This is a genomic window from Amycolatopsis sp. lyj-84 (genome assembly GCF_046549075.1).
Taxonomy (GTDB): Bacteria; Actinomycetota; Actinomycetes; order Mycobacteriales; family Pseudonocardiaceae; genus Amycolatopsis.
The window spans coordinates 17671-34772 of the sequence record NZ_JAJPWO010000009.1 but is presented as its reverse complement, the minus strand read 5'-3'; the positions used below and the strand labels follow the sequence as shown (position 1 = coordinate 34772).

Sequence of the window (17102 nt, the reverse complement as noted above, 5' to 3'; positions counted from 1 at the left end):
TCCGATGAGCGACCACGGGATCGCCTTCCCGATCGGCTTCACGCCGTGGGGGACTTTCGCGGTGGCCGGGCGGGCACGCAAGGTCGAACAGGCGATGGTGCTCGTCCTGCTGACTTATCCGGGCGAGCGCGCGCACCGGCCCGATTTCGGCTGCAGGCTGCGGGATTTCGTCTTCGAGCCGGTGACCCCGGACACCGCGGCCCGGCTCGCCGCCGAGGTACGCCGCGCGCTGGAGGTGTGGGAGGAGCGGGCCGAGGTCCTCGCGATCGACGTGACCCCGGACGAGGCCGCGCACGGCCTGCTGCACATCGCGATCGGCTACCGGCTCACCGGGTCCTCCGAGCGGCGCGAACTGGTGGTCCCGTTCTCCGTGCTGCCGGAAGACAAGGTGTCCTGATGCCACTGCCCACCCCCGATCTGGACGACCGGCGGTTCGCCGACCTGGTCGAAGACGCGATCCGCCTGGTGCGCCAGTCCTGTCCGGAATGGACGGACCGGACCGCCTCCGACCCGGGGATGACGCTGATCGAGGCCTTCGCCGCGATGACCGATCAACTGCTGGGCAGGCTGAACCGGGTCCCGGACCGGCTGCACGTGAAGTTCCTCGACCTGATCGGGCTCCGGCTGGTCCCGCCGACCCCGGCCGGGGCACCGCTGACGTTCTGGCTGTCCAGCCCCGCCAGGACGACGATGACCGTGCCGCGCGGGACGGAGGCGGGAACCGACCGTACCGAGACGGCCGAACCGATCGTGTTCACCACCACCGAAGAGCTGACCATGCCGCCCTGCGCCGTCGAACTGCTGCGGACCAGGGACCCGGACGAGGAAGAAAGCGTCCAGCGCACCAGTGGCGCCGGGTTTCCCGCGTTCTCGCAGCCGCCCAAGGTCGGCGACGAACTGCTGATCGGGCTCGACCACGCGGTACCCGGTTGCGCCGTGCGCCTCGACTTCGCCTGCCGGACCGAAGGACTCGGTGTCGCCCCCGCCGACCCGCCGCTCGCGTGGGAGGCGTGGACCGGCGAAGGCTGGGCCGCCTGCGAACTGGACAGCGACACGACCGGCGGGCTGAACCAGGACGGCGCCGTCGTCCTGCACCTGCCCCCGGAGCACTGTTCCGGGACGGTGGACGGCGCTCTCGCGGCTTGGCTGCGGGCCAGGGTCGTTCCGGTGGAGCACGGCGGGCCCTACTACACCGCGCCGCCGGTCATCGGACGGCTCGGCGCCGGCACGGTCGGCGGCACGGTGGAATCCGTGCACGCGGAACTGGTCTTCGGCGAGGTGCTCGGCACCGCGAGCGGCGTGGCGGGTCAGGCGTTCGAGGTCAGGTCGCGGCCGCTGCTGGGCGGGGTGGGCGCGCCGGTCGTCGAGATCGGGTCGGACGACGGGTGGCAGGAGTGGACCGAGGTGCCCGACTTCGCCGACAGCGGGCCGGACGACCGGCACTTCCGCCTCGACGCCGTGCTCGGCGAGGTCTCTTTCGGCCCGGTCGTACGGTTGCCCGACGGCGGCCTCCGATGGCACGGCGCGATCCCGGCCGAGGGGGCGGTGGTCCGGCTGAGCGGCTACGCGACCGGCGGCGGCTCGGCGGGAAACGTGGCACGGGCGGCGATCCGCGTACTCAAGTCTTCGGTGCCGTTCGTGTCCGCCGTCGAAAACCGCAAGGCGGCCCAGGGCGGTACCGAGGGGGAGACCCTCGCCGAAGCCCGCGACCGCGCCCCGCTGCTGTTGCGGAGCCGGGCGCGCGCCGTCACCGCGGAAGACTACGAAGTCCTGGCCAGGCAAGAGGTTCCGGAGGCGGCGCGGGTCCGCTGCGTGACCGCCGGGGGTGAGGACGTGCCGGGCGGGACGGTCAAGGTGCTGGTGATCCCGGCCGCCGCCCAGGAGACCGGCCGGATCGTCTTCGCCGACCTGCTCCCGCCGCCCGCCATGCTCGACAGGCTCGCCGCACGGCTCGACCACGTACGCGTCATCGGCACGACGGTGGTGGTCGAGCCGCCGCGCTACCGGGGCGTGACCGTGGTCGCCAGGCTCACCACGCTGACGCGCGCCGACCGGCGGCGGATCTCCGCGGACGCGCTCGACGGGCTGTACCGGTTCCTGAACCCGCTGCCGGGCGGCGGCCCGGACGGTCTCGGCTGGCCGTTCGGGCGCTCGGTGCGGATCGGCGACATCTACGGCGTGCTGCAGGCCGTCCGCGGGGTGGAGTTCGTCGAGGAGGTGCGCCTGTTCACCGCCGACCCGGTGACCGGCAAACGCGGCACGGAGCAGCCGAACATCACGGTGGAGCCGAACAGCCTGATCTATTCGTTCGACCACCAGGTCCGGGTGGAGGAACGCTGATGCTGATCTGCGGGAAATGCGGCCATCCGAACGCGGATCCGGACACCTTCTGCGGCGCTTGCGGGAAGTTCCTCGAATGGGACGGCAAGCGGGTCAAGGTCGAGGTCGCGCCCGCGCTCATCGAGCAGGCGGAGGAGGACGCGACCAAACGCGGTCTGCTCGTCCGGATCCGGCGCGCGGCACACGAACTCGTCGGCGGGACACCGCTTCCGGACTCGAAGCCCGCGAAGAAACCCGAACCGGCCGAAGCTCCGCCAGCCGCGCCTCCCGGCCTCCCACCGGGACCGCCACCGGGAATGCCGCCCGGCATGCCTCCCGGGCTCCCGCCGGGGATGCCACCGGGTTTGCCTCCAGGACTTCCGCCGGGGATGCCGCCCGGGATGCCCGGCGATCCGGCCGGTCTCGTCGATTTCGCGGATCTCCCGGACGATCCGGCGGATCTGCCCGGTCCGGAACGTCATCTGGCGGCACCGGTGGTCGAAACCGAACCCCCCGAACAGAAACCCCAGCCCGACCGCCCGCGAGCGGTGACGGTCAGCCGCGTTCCGCCGAGGACCAAGCCACGGCCGGGCGACCTCATCTGCGGTGAGTGCGGCGAGGGAAACCCTGTGCACCGCAAGTTCTGCCGCCGGTGCGGGGACTCGCTCGCCACCGCCGAGGTCGCGAAACGGCCGTGGTGGCGGCGGTTGCTGCCCCGGCGCCGGGTGCGGAAGGCGGGCAGCCGTCCGTCGAGACCGGGCGACGGCCGGGGACGGCGGGCCCTTTCGCTCGCCGCGCGGCGGATCCGCGCCGCGATCGGGGTCGTGATCCTCGTCGGCGGTCTGGTGGTGGGGCTCTATCCGCCGTTGCGCACCGCCGCGCTGCACCAGGTGGACCGGCTCAGGCAATGGGTGCTCGACACCGCGGAAACGGCACTGGGCCCGGTTCGCCCGTCCACTGTGGACGGTCCGGGTGGATCGCCGGACCATCCGCCCAAAGCCGCTTTCGACACGTTCAAGAACACCTACTGGGCGACGACCTGGGACGCCCGGAAACGACCCTCGCTGGTGATCAAGCTGAACGGCCCGGTCGCGTTGCGCAAGGTCATCGTGACCAGTGGCGCGAGCGACGCCTTCGCCGCGCACGGCCGTCCCGCGTCCCTCGAGTTCTCGTACTCGAACGAGAAGTCCGACATCGTCTCGGTGCGCGACAGCCCGCAGCCCCAGGAACTCGCCCTCACCAACGCCGTCGGGGTGACCGGGCTGAAGATCACCGTGTCGGCGGTGCACGCGGCGCAGGACGCCAAGGACGTGGCGGTCGCCGAGGTCGAGCTGTTCGGTATCGGTGGCTGACGGCAAGGGAGGACGGTCATGCGAGGTACCCCGTCCGGGCTCGGGACCCCGAGCCCGCTGGGCGAGATCCTGCCCGCGGTGTTCCAGGACGACGTGACGGTGATGATGCTGACCGCCGCGCTCGACCGGGTGCTGGCGCCGGTGTTCGCGGTGCTCGACTGCCTGCCCGGCTACCTCGATCCGGCGCTGGCGCCGGAGGACTTCCTGGACTGGCTGGCGGGCTGGGTCGGCGCCGAACTGGCACCGTCCTGGCCGCTGGGCAGGCGCCGCGCCGTCGTCGCCGCGGCCGCCGGCCTGCACCGGGCTCGAGGGACGGTCGCCGGGCTTCGCGCGGATCTCGAGACGGCGACCGGCGGCCGGGTCGAGATCACCGACAGCGGCGGGGTGGAGTGGTCACTGACCCCGACGACGCCCGAGCCGGACCGGGCGCCCGAGCTGACGGTCGTCGTCGAGGGCGGTTCCCTGGACCTGGCGGCGGTCGAAGCGCTTGTCGCGGCCGCGAAGCCCGCGCACGTCCACCATCACGTCACGGTCACCGCCGCGAAGTGAAGTTCGGCGGCTGGTAGGTGCCCGGCTGGACCAGCAGGGGAGCCTCCGCGGTCAGCGGCAGACCCGGAACGGCCGCCACCACCCGCCGGTCGCCGATGTCCGTGTACGCCGGCACGAGCACCGGCGCGCCGAACGCCCCGTCCGCGCCGGTGCGCACGGTGGTGGTGAACCCGCCGAAGGCCACGGTGACGTCGTGCGCGGCGGGGAAACCGGAACCGGTCAGCTGGACGACGCGCCGGGGTCTCGCCACTGCGGGCGACAAGCTGACCGCGGGCGCGATCCCCGCGTCTTGAAGCGGCACGAGAAGCGAGAGTTCGGGCGGTGCGGCCTGGATGAGCAGCGCCCCGATCCGCTGTCCCGCGCCGCGCGGTGAGGCCGTGACCTCGATGGTGCACGTGGCGCCGGGTGCGAGCACTGCCGGTGCGCAGGTCGTCGCCGTGATGGCGAAGTCCTCGGCGGAGAACCGGGGACCGGCGGCGATCGAGACCCGCTCGACGGTGATAGGGACACCTCCGGTGATCCCGACGCGCACGAGCCGCGATCCGGCGGGGGACAACGCGAGGACCGGCTCACCGAAGACGACGGACGGCGGATCCACGGTGAGCCCGCCCCGCGGCGGTCCGGCGCCTCCGGTCAGGGCGATCGCGACCGGCGCACCGCCCGCCGTGACGACCAGTGCGGCGTCCTTTCGGCCGGGCGCCACGGGCCGGAAGGAGATCGTGACGAGGCAGGTTCCGGTCGTATGCAGAACGGCGCCCGCACAGGTCTCCGCCGTCGAGACCACGAAGTCTCCGGCCGATGGCCCGGCTACGGCCACGCTGTCCACTTTCAGCGGCCCGAAACCGTTGTGGCGTACGGTGATCGTCCGCTCCGCCGACTCGCCCACGGTGACCGTCCCGTAGTCGGTGGCGTCTCCGGAGACGGTCGGGCGAAAGACACGCGCGAACACGGAACCCGCGCAGCAGCCCGGCACGAGGTCGTCGGCGGCGGAGGCGAAGACGGTCACCGAGCCGTTGCTCGACAACGCGGGTCCCGTGCTCGGCCCGTTCGCGGGGCAGGTGCCGCAGGGGCCCGCGGACGGCGAGGCCAGCTCGGCGTCCAGACGGGGGAGACCCGCCTGTTCTCTCGCCGTGTCCACGGTCAGGTCTCGCACCAGGACCACCGTCGACGTCAGGAAGGTGAGGTATCTGCCGTCGCCGGAAAGGGCCGGTTCGGCGCTGTCCGTGGCGGCGCCGCTCGCGTCGCGGCTGGCGACGAAGACGCGCGACGGCGAGTTCCGGTCGGCCACGACCACCTGGCCGGTCCCGTCCGGTTCCCGGTGCTCGAACGCGATCAGCCTCCCGTTCCCGGACACCGAGGGACGCCGGGCGCGCCCGGAGAACGCGCCGGAGTCGACGCGGCCGGTCTTCGCGCCGCCGACGTCGTGGACCCACACCGAAGTGGCCCGGTCCTCGCAGTCCTCGCACGAAGCCCGGCCGAAAACGACCTGAGTGCCGTCGGCGGACACCCGGGGGCGATCTTCGGTACCGACCGTGGCCTCGGGCGCCAGTCGCCGGTAGGTCGTCGGATCGGGTGGTGCGAGTGCACCCGAGGAGTCCTTGGCGAGCCGCGCGACGACCACTCGGGTGTCTTCGGAATCCGTTTCGTTCCAAGCGATCGTGGTCCCGTCGCCGGAGAGGGACGGCCGGTCGTTCCGGGTTTCGTTGGGCACACCCAGCGAGACGAAGCCGTAGTCCATGCCGCCGTCGGCGCGTGGTTCGTCGTAGCTCCCGTCGCCGTCCGGATCACGGTCCGCCACGACGATGTGCCGCCCGTAACCCACGTAGCCGTCCGCGATGTTCGTCGCTTCGGTCGCGAACGCCACATACCGTCCGTCGGCGGAAATCGACGCGCTCCCGCTCGATCCGTTCGCGGGCGCTTCCCAAGGCGCGGCCACAGCGGAGAGCGTGAAAGCTTCGATCGGATAGCCGCGGCTGATCAGCATGGTACGGCCCGGTGCCGACCGATCGCGAACGTACACAGTGGACAGTCCGCTCGGCGCGGCGAGCGGGTCCAGCGGTGCCGTCGACGAGAAGGCCACGTAGCGGGCGTTCCCCGAGATGTCCGGGTCGAGCCCCGTTCCGGCCGTTCCGTCTTGCGCGACGGAGACGACTTCCGTACCGCCGGGGGAGGTGTCACCCCAGGCGGTCACCTCCCCGGTGAGCGCCGTGACCGCGACCGCGAGCGTGACGAACCGTCGTATTCCCATCTGCGTCCCCTTCTCGGAACCGGGTCCGACGTTAAGGCCTTCCGGGCCTGCCGAGAGGGCAGTCCATGCCACCGCGGGGAGCGCACTTCTTGCCCGATGAGGCCGCCGTGCGTGCCCTCGCACCACTGGGGTCGCGGGTCCGGCCGCGGGAACACTGGACGGATGGCATCCACTGTGTCCTTCACCGGCGACGCGCCCACGGTCGTACCCGGCGAAACGATGACGTGTGCGGTGAGCATCGCCAACACCGGCGACCTGGTCGACCGGTTCACCTTCACCGTGGTGGGCGAAACGGCCGCGTGGACCTCGGTCGAACCCGAGTCGGTCAACCTGATGCCGGGAACGTCCGCCGTCGTCACGGTGACGTTCGAGCCGCCGCGCTCGCCCGAGGCGATGGCCGGGGAGCATCATTTCGGGCTTCGGTCGGAGTCCCGGGAGGATCCCGAAAGCTCGATCGTCGAGGAAGCCGTCCTCACGGTCGAACCGTTCACGGAGATCGTCACCGAGCTGATCCCGGCCAAACGGCAGGCCAGGCGCAAGGCCAAGTACCGGCTGGCGATCGACAACCTCGGCAACACCATCACGGTGGTCGAAATCCTCCCGGAGGACCCGGACGGCGACCTGCTGCTCCACGCCGACCCGGCCCTCGTGCGCACCGAGCCCGGCACTGCCACTTTCGTGACGATCAAGGCGGCGCCACGCAAGCGATTCCTCCGCGGGCAGACCCGGATCCTGCCGTTCCAGGTGATCGCCACCCCCGTCGACGAGGAGCCGCACACCGAGGACGCCGTCCTGCAGCAGGAGCAGCTCATCCCGAAGTGGCTGCTGCCCGCGCTGCTGGCGCTCGTCGCACTCGTGGGCGCGGCCATCGCGTTCTGGTTCGCCGTCCTGAAACCGGCGGTGGTCTCGGTCGCCACCGAACAGGCGCAGAAACAGGTCGAACGCGCCGAAAGCGCGGCGAGCCGAGCGGACGACTCGGCGAAGGCCGCCGGCGCGGCGGCGTCGACGGCGCAGGCGGTGAGCGGCGGCACCAGCGCGGGCCAGTCAGGGGCGAAGCCACCGACGAGCCCTTCGCAACCTTCGGGTGAGGCCCGTCCCGGTACCGCCGAAGCGGGCAAGAACCCGGTCAGCTTCCGGGTGCAGACGGATTCCGTCCCGGTCACCGACGGGTCGTTCAAGGAATTCACTTACCGTGTACCGGACGGGAAAACACTCGACATCGGTGACCTGGTGCTGCAGAACCCTAGGGGCGACACCGGGATCCTGCGGATCGCGCTCGGTGCCGATGTCGTCCTCGAAACCGGTCTCGCCAACTTCCGCGACCTGGACTATCACTACCTCGACCCGCTGCACGCCGTCCCCGGGACGTCGGTGATCGTGTCCGTGAACTGTGCGACGCCGGGACCGGGCGCCGCGCGGTGCACGCCGTCGGTGTCGTTCTCCGGCAAGCTCAGCTGATCGCTTCAGCGGGTCCGTGTGGATCGTGTCGGTTCCCAGGGGTCTCGTGAGGGCACTAGGGATCTTCCCTAGTGCCCTCGGGTGCGTGGGTGCGGCATCGTTCGTGGTGCCGTCACCGTGCGAACCGGAGGTGCCCATGGGAAGTCGAGTGCCGGTCTACGCGTTCGCCGCCGACCCGATCTCGCGGGCCGGGCTGGAAAGCCAGCTCCGTTTCCAGCCGAGCCTGGTCCTGATGCCGGAGGAGCGCCGCGCGGACGCGGTGGTGGCCGTGGTGGCGGCGGAAACCGTGGACGACGCGACGATGCGCACCCTGGGCGACCTGAAACGGCACGGCTTCGAGCGGCTCGTCCTGCTGGTCACCGCGGTGAACGACAACGACCTGCTCACCATCATCGAAGCCGGCGTCTGCGCCCTGATCCGCCGGAACGAGGTCACCGCGGCGAAACTGGCCGCCCTGATCGAGAAGGCCGCGTCCGGTGAGGCGGCGATCCCGCCGGACATGCTCGCCAAACTGCTCAAGCAGGTCTCCCATATGCAGACCGAAGTGCTCACCCCGCGCGGCCTGCGACTCGCCGGGCTGACCGAACGCGAAGCCGCGATCCTGTCCTTGGTGGCCGACGGCCTCGACACCGGCGAGATCGCGTCCGAACTCTGCTATTCGGTCCGGACCGTCAAGAACGCGCTCCACGACGTGACCATGCGTTTCCAGCTGCGCAACAGGTCTCACGCCGTCGCCTACGCGTTGAGAGAAGGACTCATCTGACTCGCCCTTCATCGAGACGGCACGGGCAAAGCCCAGCACTCTCTGATCTCTGCATAGCCGTTGGCGACCGCGGTGCCCCCGGCTGGGATAGTCCGCTTGTGCCGAACCTCGACTTCTACGCCGTTGGCGACGATTGGGCCGCGGTCCTTGAGACCGTCTTCGATCTCGGCTTGTTCCGTGTCTTCGAGTCGGACTCGGAGCCGGGCCGTGAGCTGAGTGAGTTCCACGCCGCCGCGGAGGTCCCTGGCGGCCGGGCGGGACGAAGTCTGGCGTTGTTCGCCATCGGGTCGGGGCCGGGGCCCCTCGCGAAAAGGATCGAGTTCCTTCCAGGAGTGCATCCTGACGCCACTTTTCGGTACTGCTGCGAGGGTTGGGGGCTCATTCAGCTTCACCATGGCTGGGTGTCCGGGACGCAGCAGCTGCGATGGAGTCATACGAACCACAACTCGGAGAAGCGGGCTGCGGCCTGGTCCACGACCTTGCAGCGACTCGGTGACCCCGCCGAGTGGAACTGGGCGACGGTCACCAGCGCCTCCGGCAGGCTCAACCGCGCTATTCGCCGGATGGCCGTGACCAAGATCGGCTCGCACCCGGTCCTGCCGAACGCGGCGCGTTTCATCGACCACAACGGCTTGCGCTACGAGTACGGCACGGGCATCCACGCGACTCCGGCCGCCGGCATGAGACGGCCGTGACGGGCCACGTCCGCTCATGCCGACGTGCGAGCTTTCCGGCACGAGGCAACGACGGAACGCGACGGTGAGATCGACGGCGTCGAATTGATCGGCGGAACGCGCGCCGCAGGGGGCGACGTACATCTCTTGCGAGCACTGGCACCGTACGTCGACGCCGGCGGAGAACTCATCTGGCTGGGCAAGATGACAAGCTGCAGCGCGGGTTCAGGACCGGCAGCTGGAGTTGCCTCGGTGATGCGACATGGGGTTTCGCCTCGTGGCAGGCCATGGGCTCCGGATCGTGGTGCCGATCTCGGTTCACGCGAACGAGTGAAAGCTCGTCAGGCTGTGCGCGGCTGCCGGGAGTATGGCGGGATCTTTGACTGAGTGACGTGATCCGGGGAGGTTTCGTGTCGCCTGATGCGCTGCATCGCACTGTTCTGGTTGTGGACGTGGAGAAATTTAGCGGCCGGAAGAACCCGGAACAGAGAAATGTGCGCTACGCCGTCTATGCGGCCTTGGCTCATGCGCTCGGCTCGCACTGGAGCGCCTGTCATCGCGAAGACCGGGGTGACGGTGTGCTTCTTCTGGCGCCGGCGGCTGTTCCGAAGCAACTGTTCGTCGAGCAGGTGCCCGGTCGCCTGGTGAAAGCGTTGAACAGGCACAACCGGGCGCACGGGACCGGCGAGCAGATCCGGTTGAGGATGGCGGTGCACGCCGGGGAAGTTCTGCTCGACGCGTACGGCGCGACCGGCGTCGCGATCAACCACACGTTCCGGTTGCTCGACGCGTCGCCGTTGAAGGACGCCCTCGCCGGGTCGGGCGGTGTGCTCGCGGTGATCACCTCCGACTGGTTGTTCCGTGAAGTGGTCTGGCACAGCGCTGCTGATGAGACCCGCTATCGGCCCAAACGCGTCCGGGTCAAGGAAACGGAGACGGTGGGGTGGATCTGCCTGCCGGACGACCCGTACCCGCCCGACGTCAGCCAGTCGGAGTGGCCGGAGGACGTCTGCCCCTATCCGGGTCTGCGTGCGTTTCAACCTGACCAAGCGCGTTGGTTCTTCGGCCGCGAGGCGACCTTGTCGGTGTTGATGGACAAGATCGATCACCGCAGTGGACCGGTCTTCGTCGTCGCACCGTCCGGTGTTGGCAAGTCGTCGCTGCTTCGAGCAGGCGTGACAACCGCGGTCGCCGACAGTGGACGCCCATGGCTGTTGCTCACCCCGGCAAAGGAGCCTTGCGAGACACTGGCACAGCAGGTCGCGCAGCTCATCGACGGCAGCGTGGATGGCGTGCTCTCAGCAGTCAGATCTGATCCTGCCCTGCTGGCAAGCATGCTGCCTGACGGGACTGTCATCGTGGTGGATCAGTTCGAAGAGGTGTTCACCCTGTGCGCCGGCGAGGCCGAACGGCGGCGTTTCATCGCCGCACTGATCGCGATGCGTGCGGTTCTCGGGGTGCGGGGCGACTTCTACGACCACTGCCTCGCTGACGAACAGCTCGCAACGTTCCTGCCGGCAAGCCAGTTCAACCTCCAGGCGATGACTCCGGACGGGTTGCGAGCGGCCATCGAGCGGCCGGCTCGGCAGATCGGCGTCGACGTCGAGCCGAGTCTGGTCGAGATCCTCCTGCACGAGATCGGGACGGATGCGGGCGGGCTCCCACTACTGGCCCACGCATTGGCCGTCACCTGGCAGCGGCGCGCGGGCGACAAGCTGACCTTGGCGGATTACGATCGGACCGGGCGGATCCAAGGCGCGATCGTGGCTACCGCGGACGAGGCCTACGCGCGTTGTTCCACGGCCGAGCAGCGTGTGATTTTCCAGCACATCCTCATGCACTTGGTCGTGGTCAGGCACGACGCGCCGCCTGCCAGGCGGCGCGCGGATCCGGCCGACCTTGTCAAGGGTTTCGAAGCACCGCGGACCGCTGAGACAGTTCTCGGCTGGCTGATCGAGAAACGTCTGGTCACGCTGGAGGACAACGCCGTCGAGCTTTCCCACGAAGTGTTACTGCGAGCGTGGCCGCAGCTCGGCGCCTGGATCGAGACGGGCCGCAACGATCAGGTCATCCGGCAGCAGTCGATCGAGGCCGCCGAACAGTGGGAGAGAGAAGGGAAACCGGTCGGATCGCTGTATCGCGGCGATCGGCTGGCCATCGCGAAGGGGTGGCACTACAGGAGTGAGCACCGCGCCGCCATCACGCCGCTCGGAGAGGCCTTCCTCAGCGCGTCGACCCGGCACGAAAGCCGGCGGGCCAGAGTTCGTCGAACCGCGGTCACCATGCTGGCCGTTCTCGGCCTTGTCGCGTCCAGTGCCGCTGTCTACGCCTTCCAGCAACGCGACATCGCCCATGAACAACGTGACGCCGCGATCTTCAACAAGGTCACCGCAGAGGCGAACCGGATACGGACCATCGACGTGTCGCTGGCGGCGCAGCTCGATCTCGTCGCCCACCGCATGCGCCCGGCCGATCTGGACACGGGCACCCACTTGATCGTTGACGCGAACGCGCCGCTGTCCGCCACGTTGCCCTCGGGCGCCAAGGACGTCAGCGTGGTGGCGTTCAGTCCCGATGGGCGAACGCTGGCCACCGGCAGCGGCAGCGGTGACAGACTCGTGCGGTTGTGGAACGTCGCTGATCTGGCCCGCCCGGTGCTACTGAACGAAACCATCAGTCACGGCGAAGCAACTCGTGCGCTGGCGTTCAGCCCGGACGGACGCACTCTGGGCACCGGCGGCGCTGACAACAGAGTGCGGCTGTGGAACGTCACCAACCCGGCCCGCCCTGAGGCGCTCGGCCTGCCGATTACAAGGCACACCAAGACGATCCGGTCGTTGGCGTTCAGTCCTGACGGGCGGACGTTGGCCAGCGCGGGCGACGATCGGACCGTACGGCTGTGGAACGTCACCGACCTCACTCAGCCCACGGCCCTCGGCCCACCGATGGCCGCGCACACCGACACCATCTACTCCGTGGCGTTCAGTCCTGATGGCCGGACTCTGGCTACCGGCGGCGATGACCGGACAATGCGTCTATGGGACATCGCCGCGCCGGACCGGGCCAAACCCTTCGGGCCACCGTTGACCGGACATACCGGGGCTGTCCATTCGGTGGCGTTCAGTCCCGATGGACGGACGCTGGCCAGTGCGAGCAACGACCGGACAGTGCGGCTGTGGAACGTTGCCGACCCGGCTCGCCCGGTGACGCTGGGCCGGCCGATCACGGGGCATGCCAGCGCAATCCGGTCGTTGGCGTTCGGGCCCGACGGGCGGACGCTGGCCACCGGCGGCGATGACTACACCGTGCGGCTGTGGGACCTCACCGATCCAGCCCGCCCGGCGCCCATCGGCGCGCCGATCACCGGGCATGCCGACGGCGTCCGGTCGATGGCGTTCAGCCCGGATGGCCGCATCCTGGCCACCGCCAGTGGTGACCGGTCGGTAAGGCTGTGGAACATGCCCGACACTGTCCTAACTGGACATACGAGAGAAGTCAACGCGTTGGCGTTCAGCCCGGACGGGCACATCCTGGCTACCGGCGGCGGCGACCGGACCGTCCGGTTGTGGACGCTGGCCGATCGACGGCAGCTGGGCCGGCCGCTCACCGGCCACCAAGACGACATCAACGCCTTGGCGTTCAGCCCGGATGGCCGCGTACTGGCCACCGGCGGCGGCGACCGGACCGTGCGGCTGTGGGACGTCAGCGATCCAGCCCGCCTGGCGCCCATCGGCGCGCCGATCACCGGGCATGCCGACGGCGTCCGGTCGATGGCGTTCAGCCCGGATGGCCGCATCCTGGTCACCGGCGGCGATGTGAAGGACGAGAACACCGCGCGGTTGTGGGACGTCGCCGACCCGGCCAAACCCGTGCTGCTGGCCCAGATCGTGATCGGACCGGACGCCAATGCCCTGGCGGTGGCGTTCAGCCCGAACGGAAGAACTTTGGCGACGGGCGCCGAATACAGCGACGTCGCCGTGAGGTTGTGGAACGTTTCTGATCCGGCCAAGCCCACGTTGCTGGCCGGATCCCTCAAAGGGCACCAGGACGATATACGCCAGGTCGCGTTCAGCCCGGATGGGCGGACATTGGCCAGCGGCAGCGACGACGAGCAGGTACGGCTGTGGGACGTCACCGATCCTGCTCACGCCACACCGCTCGGTGAACCCCTTGTCGGCCACACCAACCCCGTCTTGGGGGTGGCGTTCAGCCCTGATGGACACACGGTGGCCAGCGGCAGCGGCGACAACACCGTGCGGCTCTGGCGGACAGCCGACCGGACGCAGTTGGGTCAGCCGCTCACCGGACACCAGGCCGACGTCAACACGGTGGCGTTCAGCCCCGATGGCGCCACCCTCGTCACCGGCAGCCATGACCACACCGTGCGGCTGTGGGACATGACCGTGCCCCATGCCATGCACAGCATCTGTGCCATCACGGGGAACACACTCACTCGCGAAATGTGGGACAAGTTCGTGTCGGCTGAGCTGCCGTACAGTCCGCCGTGTTCCTGAGGCAGGGGTAAACCTGGCTCAACTCCAGCGGTCACGGAGCGCGAGACCGGCCACGTTTGCTCGCGATCCGCGCCGACCGGGCGCGTCTGCTGGGAAGTCTTCCTGACATTGGCGTGCACCGCATTCGAACCGAAGGCGCAGGCGTGGCCGAGGGTTCTGTGGTGCTGGCGAGCGGGCTCGGTGATCCGGAAGATCGTTCGTCTCGCTCTTCCCTGATCCGTCTCGTTGCTAATGTGGCCGAATGGGAATTCTGGACCGGATGCGCCGTACCCGAACGCGATCGGCCGCGGCCGGCACCACGAGTCCGTCGCCGTCGAGTCCGGCCGAACCGTCGATCGACAACCTGTATCTGACCCTGCGGGCTCCCGTCTTCCGTGACCCTCACAGCGGCGACCCCGGCCCGCTCGACCCGCACGGCGACCTCATCAGGACCGCGGTGCTCGGGGGCGACACCGCGGCGGCCTGGCGGTTCCGGCCGGAACTCGATCTTTTCCAGCCGTGGCTGGTCTTCGAGGAACCGACCGGTGAGAACCATGTCGTCACGCCGGAACTGCTGGAGAAACTGGGCGCGGACCGGGAGACCGCGATCGAGCGGGCGCGGGCCACCACCGCCGGACTGCTTGGCGGAACCGGCGGGGCCGAGGTGAAGATCGGTGACGGCGGTCCGGCGAAGAGCTTCGCCGTGCGGTCCGTGCGGAGTTCCCGTCGCACCATTCCGCTCGTTGCCCCGGCCCTGCTGGAGCCGTGGCGGAATCGGGTGCCGGGTGAACTCATCGTCCTGCCCGCCTGCGACGACGACATCATGATCATCGGTGCGGACGGCGAGTATCTCGAAATCATGGTGAGCAGCGCGATCGACCACTTCCGGTCTTCAGGAGACCGGCGGCTGTCTCCCGCGCCCTACGCGATCGTCGACGGTGCACTCAGCCCTTGGCGGCCACCGGAGGATTCACCGGCGTACCCGACGGTGCGCGAAGCCGAGGTGATCCAGCGGGTCGTCGCGTACGCCGACTTCCTCGAATACCTCCGTGAGCACCTGCACGGTGTCGAAGCGGACGTCGCGGCGGCGCAACGGGGCGAGAACGCGAAGACCTCGCTCCCGTTCAGTTACAGCTCCACGACCCTGGTCGGCCCGACCCAGTACCTTCCGTTCGTCGAGTACGTCGGGTTCGAAAACCTGGACCCCCAGCAGGACGACTGGGCCTGGATCCCCTTCGACAGGCTTCGCGACCTTCCCGGCGCGACGATGACGCCCGCCTGGCAGTACGGCCTGCCGGTCGTTCGCTTCGAGCCACCCGCGGACCCCGGTACCCGGCGGCAGATTTCGGCCGCACTTCGCGAGTACGCCGAAAATCCTTGGTGACGCCGGAAGTTCAGGATCGGGAGCCGTACTGGCGGATGCCGAGTGAGACCTAGCTCGCGAAAGCCGTGTCGTCCACGTGCCGATGCCGGGTTGCGGCGTCAGGCCAGTTCGTTGATCGTTTTGCCGTCCCCGTCAAGGATCTTGATGGTCGGCCGGTCGTTCTCGTCGACCTGGAGCACTATTCTCGGACGTCCTTGTGAATCGCACAACGCCAGTTGCGCGCCGAAGGCGGTGTGGCAGCCGAAGAGCGCGCGCGGCGTGGCACGGACGCCGGGCCCGGCGTCGGGATCCGGAATACCGTTGATGGTCAGGCCCGCGCCACCCACGCCGTCCTTCGCGGACAGGCTGAGATTGATCCCGTCCACCGCGTGCGGATAGTCGAAGGCGATGTGGCCGCCGGTGGGGTGGACGAGCAGGCCGCCTTTTTCGTCACCGGTCTCGTCGTTGAAGATCAGATAAGAGCCGTTCTCCGGCCCGGAGCGTCGCTCGGGCGGGTAGGTCTGACCGTCGACGATCAACGGCGGCTTACGGCTGTCGAGCAGAAACCGCTGCCGCCCTCTCTTGTCCACCACGGTGAACGACGGGCTCACCTGCTTGCCGTTCACCGTGGACTCCGCCGCGCCCGCGGTGCCACCGGCCAGCAACGCGCCACCCGCGGACGCCGCCACCCCAAAGGCGGCCCGCCGCCCGAGATCCCCTGCCATCGTCCAGCCTCCTCAAGTCGATTCCCCGGACGCTAGCAAAGATCATCAAAGAGTGTGACAGTTCGAGGCAATATGTCACTCTGCTGGAGCAGTGCGGTCTGTCTTGCTGCCTCGCACCGCAGCCGCCAAGCGCTACACCGGCACGAAAACTCCAGCCTGTACCAAACGCCCTCTCGTGCCGCCGAGTGCACATTTCGGCTGGCCCGCTGGCGTGCCGATGATCGAGCGCATGCGAGGATCCACGTTGTGGAGGCAGAGATCGTTTCACGTGCGATGGCTGCGGCGACGACACTGGCCAGAGAGCTGCATCTGCGGGTCGACGACGCCGTCGTGATTCATAATTCGAACAGGCTCGCCCTACACCTATTGCCGTGTGGCGTCCTCGCCCGAGTAGCACCGGCGGGACAGGAAGTAGCCGCACTCGAGGTCGAATTCGCTCTGCGACTCGGTGAAACCGCGAGCCCCGTCGCGGCGCTGGAGCCTGGGGTCGAGCCGCGGGTCTACGAGCGCGACGGCTTCGCATTGACCTTGTGGGCTTACTACGAGGTCGTGCGTCCTGAACGGGACTTCCCAGGCGCATACGCGGGCGCGCTCCAACGTCTGCACGCCGGCATGCGCAACGTCGATATCGCAACCACGCACTTCCTGGACCGAGCCGCAGAAGCTGAACGGCTGGTCATGCATCGAGACGAAACCCCGGCGCTCGCCGAGGCCGACCGGCAGCTCCTCCTCAGTACGCTGCAGAGTGCTCGTGAACAGATCAGCAGCCGTGGTGCTGCCGAGCAGCTGCTGCACGGCGAACCGCATCCAGGCAACCTTCTCAGCACCCGTGACGGCCTGCTGTTCATCGACTTCGAAACCTGCTGCCGTGGACCCATCGAGTTTGATGTGGCTCACGTGCCCGAGGAAGTCAGCGCGCTTTACCCGGACATCGACCAAGTTCTGCTCGCGGAGTGCCGGCGGCTCGTACTAGCGATGGTCGCCGCCTGGCGCTGGGACATCCGCGATGAATTCCCGGATGGGCATCAGCACGGCCGAGACATCCTGTCCTTGCTCCGCCAAGGACCGCCGTGGCCCGCACTCGGTGCTCTCGTCGCCAAGTAGTGAAACACACTCTCGTGCCGCGATCAGCGTGCTTTCGCTGTCTGGATCTGTTGT

Annotated in this window: 12 protein-coding genes; 10 read left to right on the top strand and 2 right to left on the bottom strand. The window is 69.0% G+C overall.

Going from position 1 to position 17102, the window contains the following annotated elements; all coding sequences use genetic code 11:
- The first annotated feature begins 4 nt into the window (after positions 1-4).
- Genes ACLJRM_RS26295 through ACLJRM_RS26280 form a run of 4 tightly spaced genes read left to right on the top strand, consistent with a single transcriptional unit; the run spans position 5 to position 4220 of the window.
- On the top strand, positions 5-397 hold the full coding sequence (locus tag ACLJRM_RS26295) for a GPW/gp25 family protein (RefSeq protein WP_101607209.1): 393 nt from the start codon (positions 5-7) through the stop codon (positions 395-397).
- The gene (locus tag ACLJRM_RS26290; protein WP_410664556.1) at positions 397-2340 is read left to right on the top strand and encodes a putative baseplate assembly protein; all 1944 of its coding nucleotides are present in this window, start codon (positions 397-399) and stop codon (positions 2338-2340) included. Before ACLJRM_RS26295 ends, ACLJRM_RS26290 begins: the two co-directional genes overlap by 1 nt.
- Positions 2340-3671, top strand: coding sequence for an NADase-type glycan-binding domain-containing protein (locus tag ACLJRM_RS26285; RefSeq protein ID WP_410664555.1), 1332 nt, complete (start codon positions 2340-2342; stop codon positions 3669-3671). Before ACLJRM_RS26290 ends, ACLJRM_RS26285 begins: the two co-directional genes overlap by 1 nt.
- An 18-nt stretch (positions 3672-3689) precedes the next feature.
- Positions 3690-4220, top strand: coding sequence for a phage tail protein (locus ACLJRM_RS26280; RefSeq protein WP_101607213.1), 531 nt, complete (start codon positions 3690-3692; stop codon positions 4218-4220).
- Here ACLJRM_RS26280 and ACLJRM_RS26275 read toward each other — a convergent pair.
- The gene (locus tag ACLJRM_RS26275) at positions 4204-6468 is read right to left on the bottom strand and encodes a choice-of-anchor D domain-containing protein (protein ID WP_410664554.1); all 2265 of its coding nucleotides are present in this window, start codon (positions 6466-6468) and stop codon (positions 4204-4206) included. The two genes, ACLJRM_RS26280 and ACLJRM_RS26275, sit on opposite strands and share 17 nt — an antisense overlap.
- Positions 6469-6630: 162 nt before the next feature.
- On the opposite strand from ACLJRM_RS26275, the gene ACLJRM_RS26270 reads away from it, so the two are divergent.
- The 5 genes from ACLJRM_RS26270 to ACLJRM_RS26250 all read left to right on the top strand — a co-directional run bounded on the left by ACLJRM_RS26270 (position 6631) and on the right by ACLJRM_RS26250 (position 15240).
- Positions 6631-7926, top strand: coding sequence for a hypothetical protein (locus ACLJRM_RS26270; protein ID WP_158255815.1), 1296 nt, complete (start codon positions 6631-6633; stop codon positions 7924-7926).
- Positions 7927-8062: 136 nt separating this feature from the next.
- Entirely contained in the window at positions 8063-8689 is a 627-nt protein-coding gene (locus tag ACLJRM_RS26265) for a helix-turn-helix transcriptional regulator (RefSeq protein WP_101607216.1), read from the top strand.
- A gap of 401 nt (positions 8690-9090) precedes the next feature.
- Positions 9091-9384: a hypothetical protein gene (locus ACLJRM_RS26260; RefSeq protein WP_410664553.1), complete on the top strand. Its 294-nt coding sequence runs from the start codon at positions 9091-9093 to the stop codon at positions 9382-9384.
- A 389-nt stretch (positions 9385-9773) separates the two neighbouring features.
- Positions 9774-13877 carry a hypothetical protein gene (locus ACLJRM_RS26255; protein WP_410664552.1) on the top strand — a complete coding sequence of 1368 codons (4104 nt, stop codon included), beginning with the start codon at positions 9774-9776 and terminating at the stop codon, positions 13875-13877.
- Positions 13878-14118: 241 nt separating this feature from the next.
- The gene (locus ACLJRM_RS26250; RefSeq protein WP_410664551.1) at positions 14119-15240 is read left to right on the top strand and encodes a hypothetical protein; all 1122 of its coding nucleotides are present in this window, start codon (positions 14119-14121) and stop codon (positions 15238-15240) included.
- Positions 15241-15338: 98 nt separating this feature from the next.
- Here ACLJRM_RS26250 and ACLJRM_RS26245 read toward each other — a convergent pair whose 3' ends face one another.
- Positions 15339-15944 carry a hypothetical protein gene (locus tag ACLJRM_RS26245; protein WP_410664550.1) on the bottom strand — a complete coding sequence of 202 codons (606 nt, stop codon included), beginning with the start codon at positions 15942-15944 and terminating at the stop codon, positions 15339-15341.
- Between the two features lie 246 nt (positions 15945-16190).
- Here ACLJRM_RS26245 and ACLJRM_RS26240 point away from each other — a divergent pair, with 246 nt between their 5' ends.
- Entirely contained in the window at positions 16191-17048 is an 858-nt protein-coding gene (locus ACLJRM_RS26240) for a phosphotransferase family protein (RefSeq protein ID WP_199193109.1), read from the top strand.
- Positions 17049-17102 lie beyond the last annotated feature (54 nt).

Bases quoted from the DNA above. Each gene is read 5' to 3' on its own strand.
- ACLJRM_RS26295 (WP_101607209.1), top strand. From the start codon at position 5: ATGAGCGACCACGGGATCGCCTTCCCGATCGGCTTCACGCCGTGGGGG.
- ACLJRM_RS26290 (WP_410664556.1), top strand. From the start codon at position 397: ATGCCACTGCCCACCCCCGATCTGGACGACCGGCGGTTCGCCGACCTG.
- ACLJRM_RS26285 (WP_410664555.1), top strand. From the start codon at position 2,340: ATGCTGATCTGCGGGAAATGCGGCCATCCGAACGCGGATCCGGACACC.
- ACLJRM_RS26280 (WP_101607213.1), top strand. From the start codon at position 3,690: ATGCGAGGTACCCCGTCCGGGCTCGGGACCCCGAGCCCGCTGGGCGAG.
- ACLJRM_RS26275 (WP_410664554.1), bottom strand. From the start codon at position 6,468: ATGGGAATACGACGGTTCGTCACGCTCGCGGTCGCGGTCACGGCGCTC.
- ACLJRM_RS26270 (WP_158255815.1), top strand. From the start codon at position 6,631: ATGGCATCCACTGTGTCCTTCACCGGCGACGCGCCCACGGTCGTACCC.
- ACLJRM_RS26265 (WP_101607216.1), top strand. From the start codon at position 8,063: ATGGGAAGTCGAGTGCCGGTCTACGCGTTCGCCGCCGACCCGATCTCG.
- ACLJRM_RS26250 (WP_410664551.1), top strand. From the start codon at position 14,119: ATGGGAATTCTGGACCGGATGCGCCGTACCCGAACGCGATCGGCCGCG.
- ACLJRM_RS26245 (WP_410664550.1), bottom strand. From the start codon at position 15,944: ATGGCAGGGGATCTCGGGCGGCGGGCCGCCTTTGGGGTGGCGGCGTCC.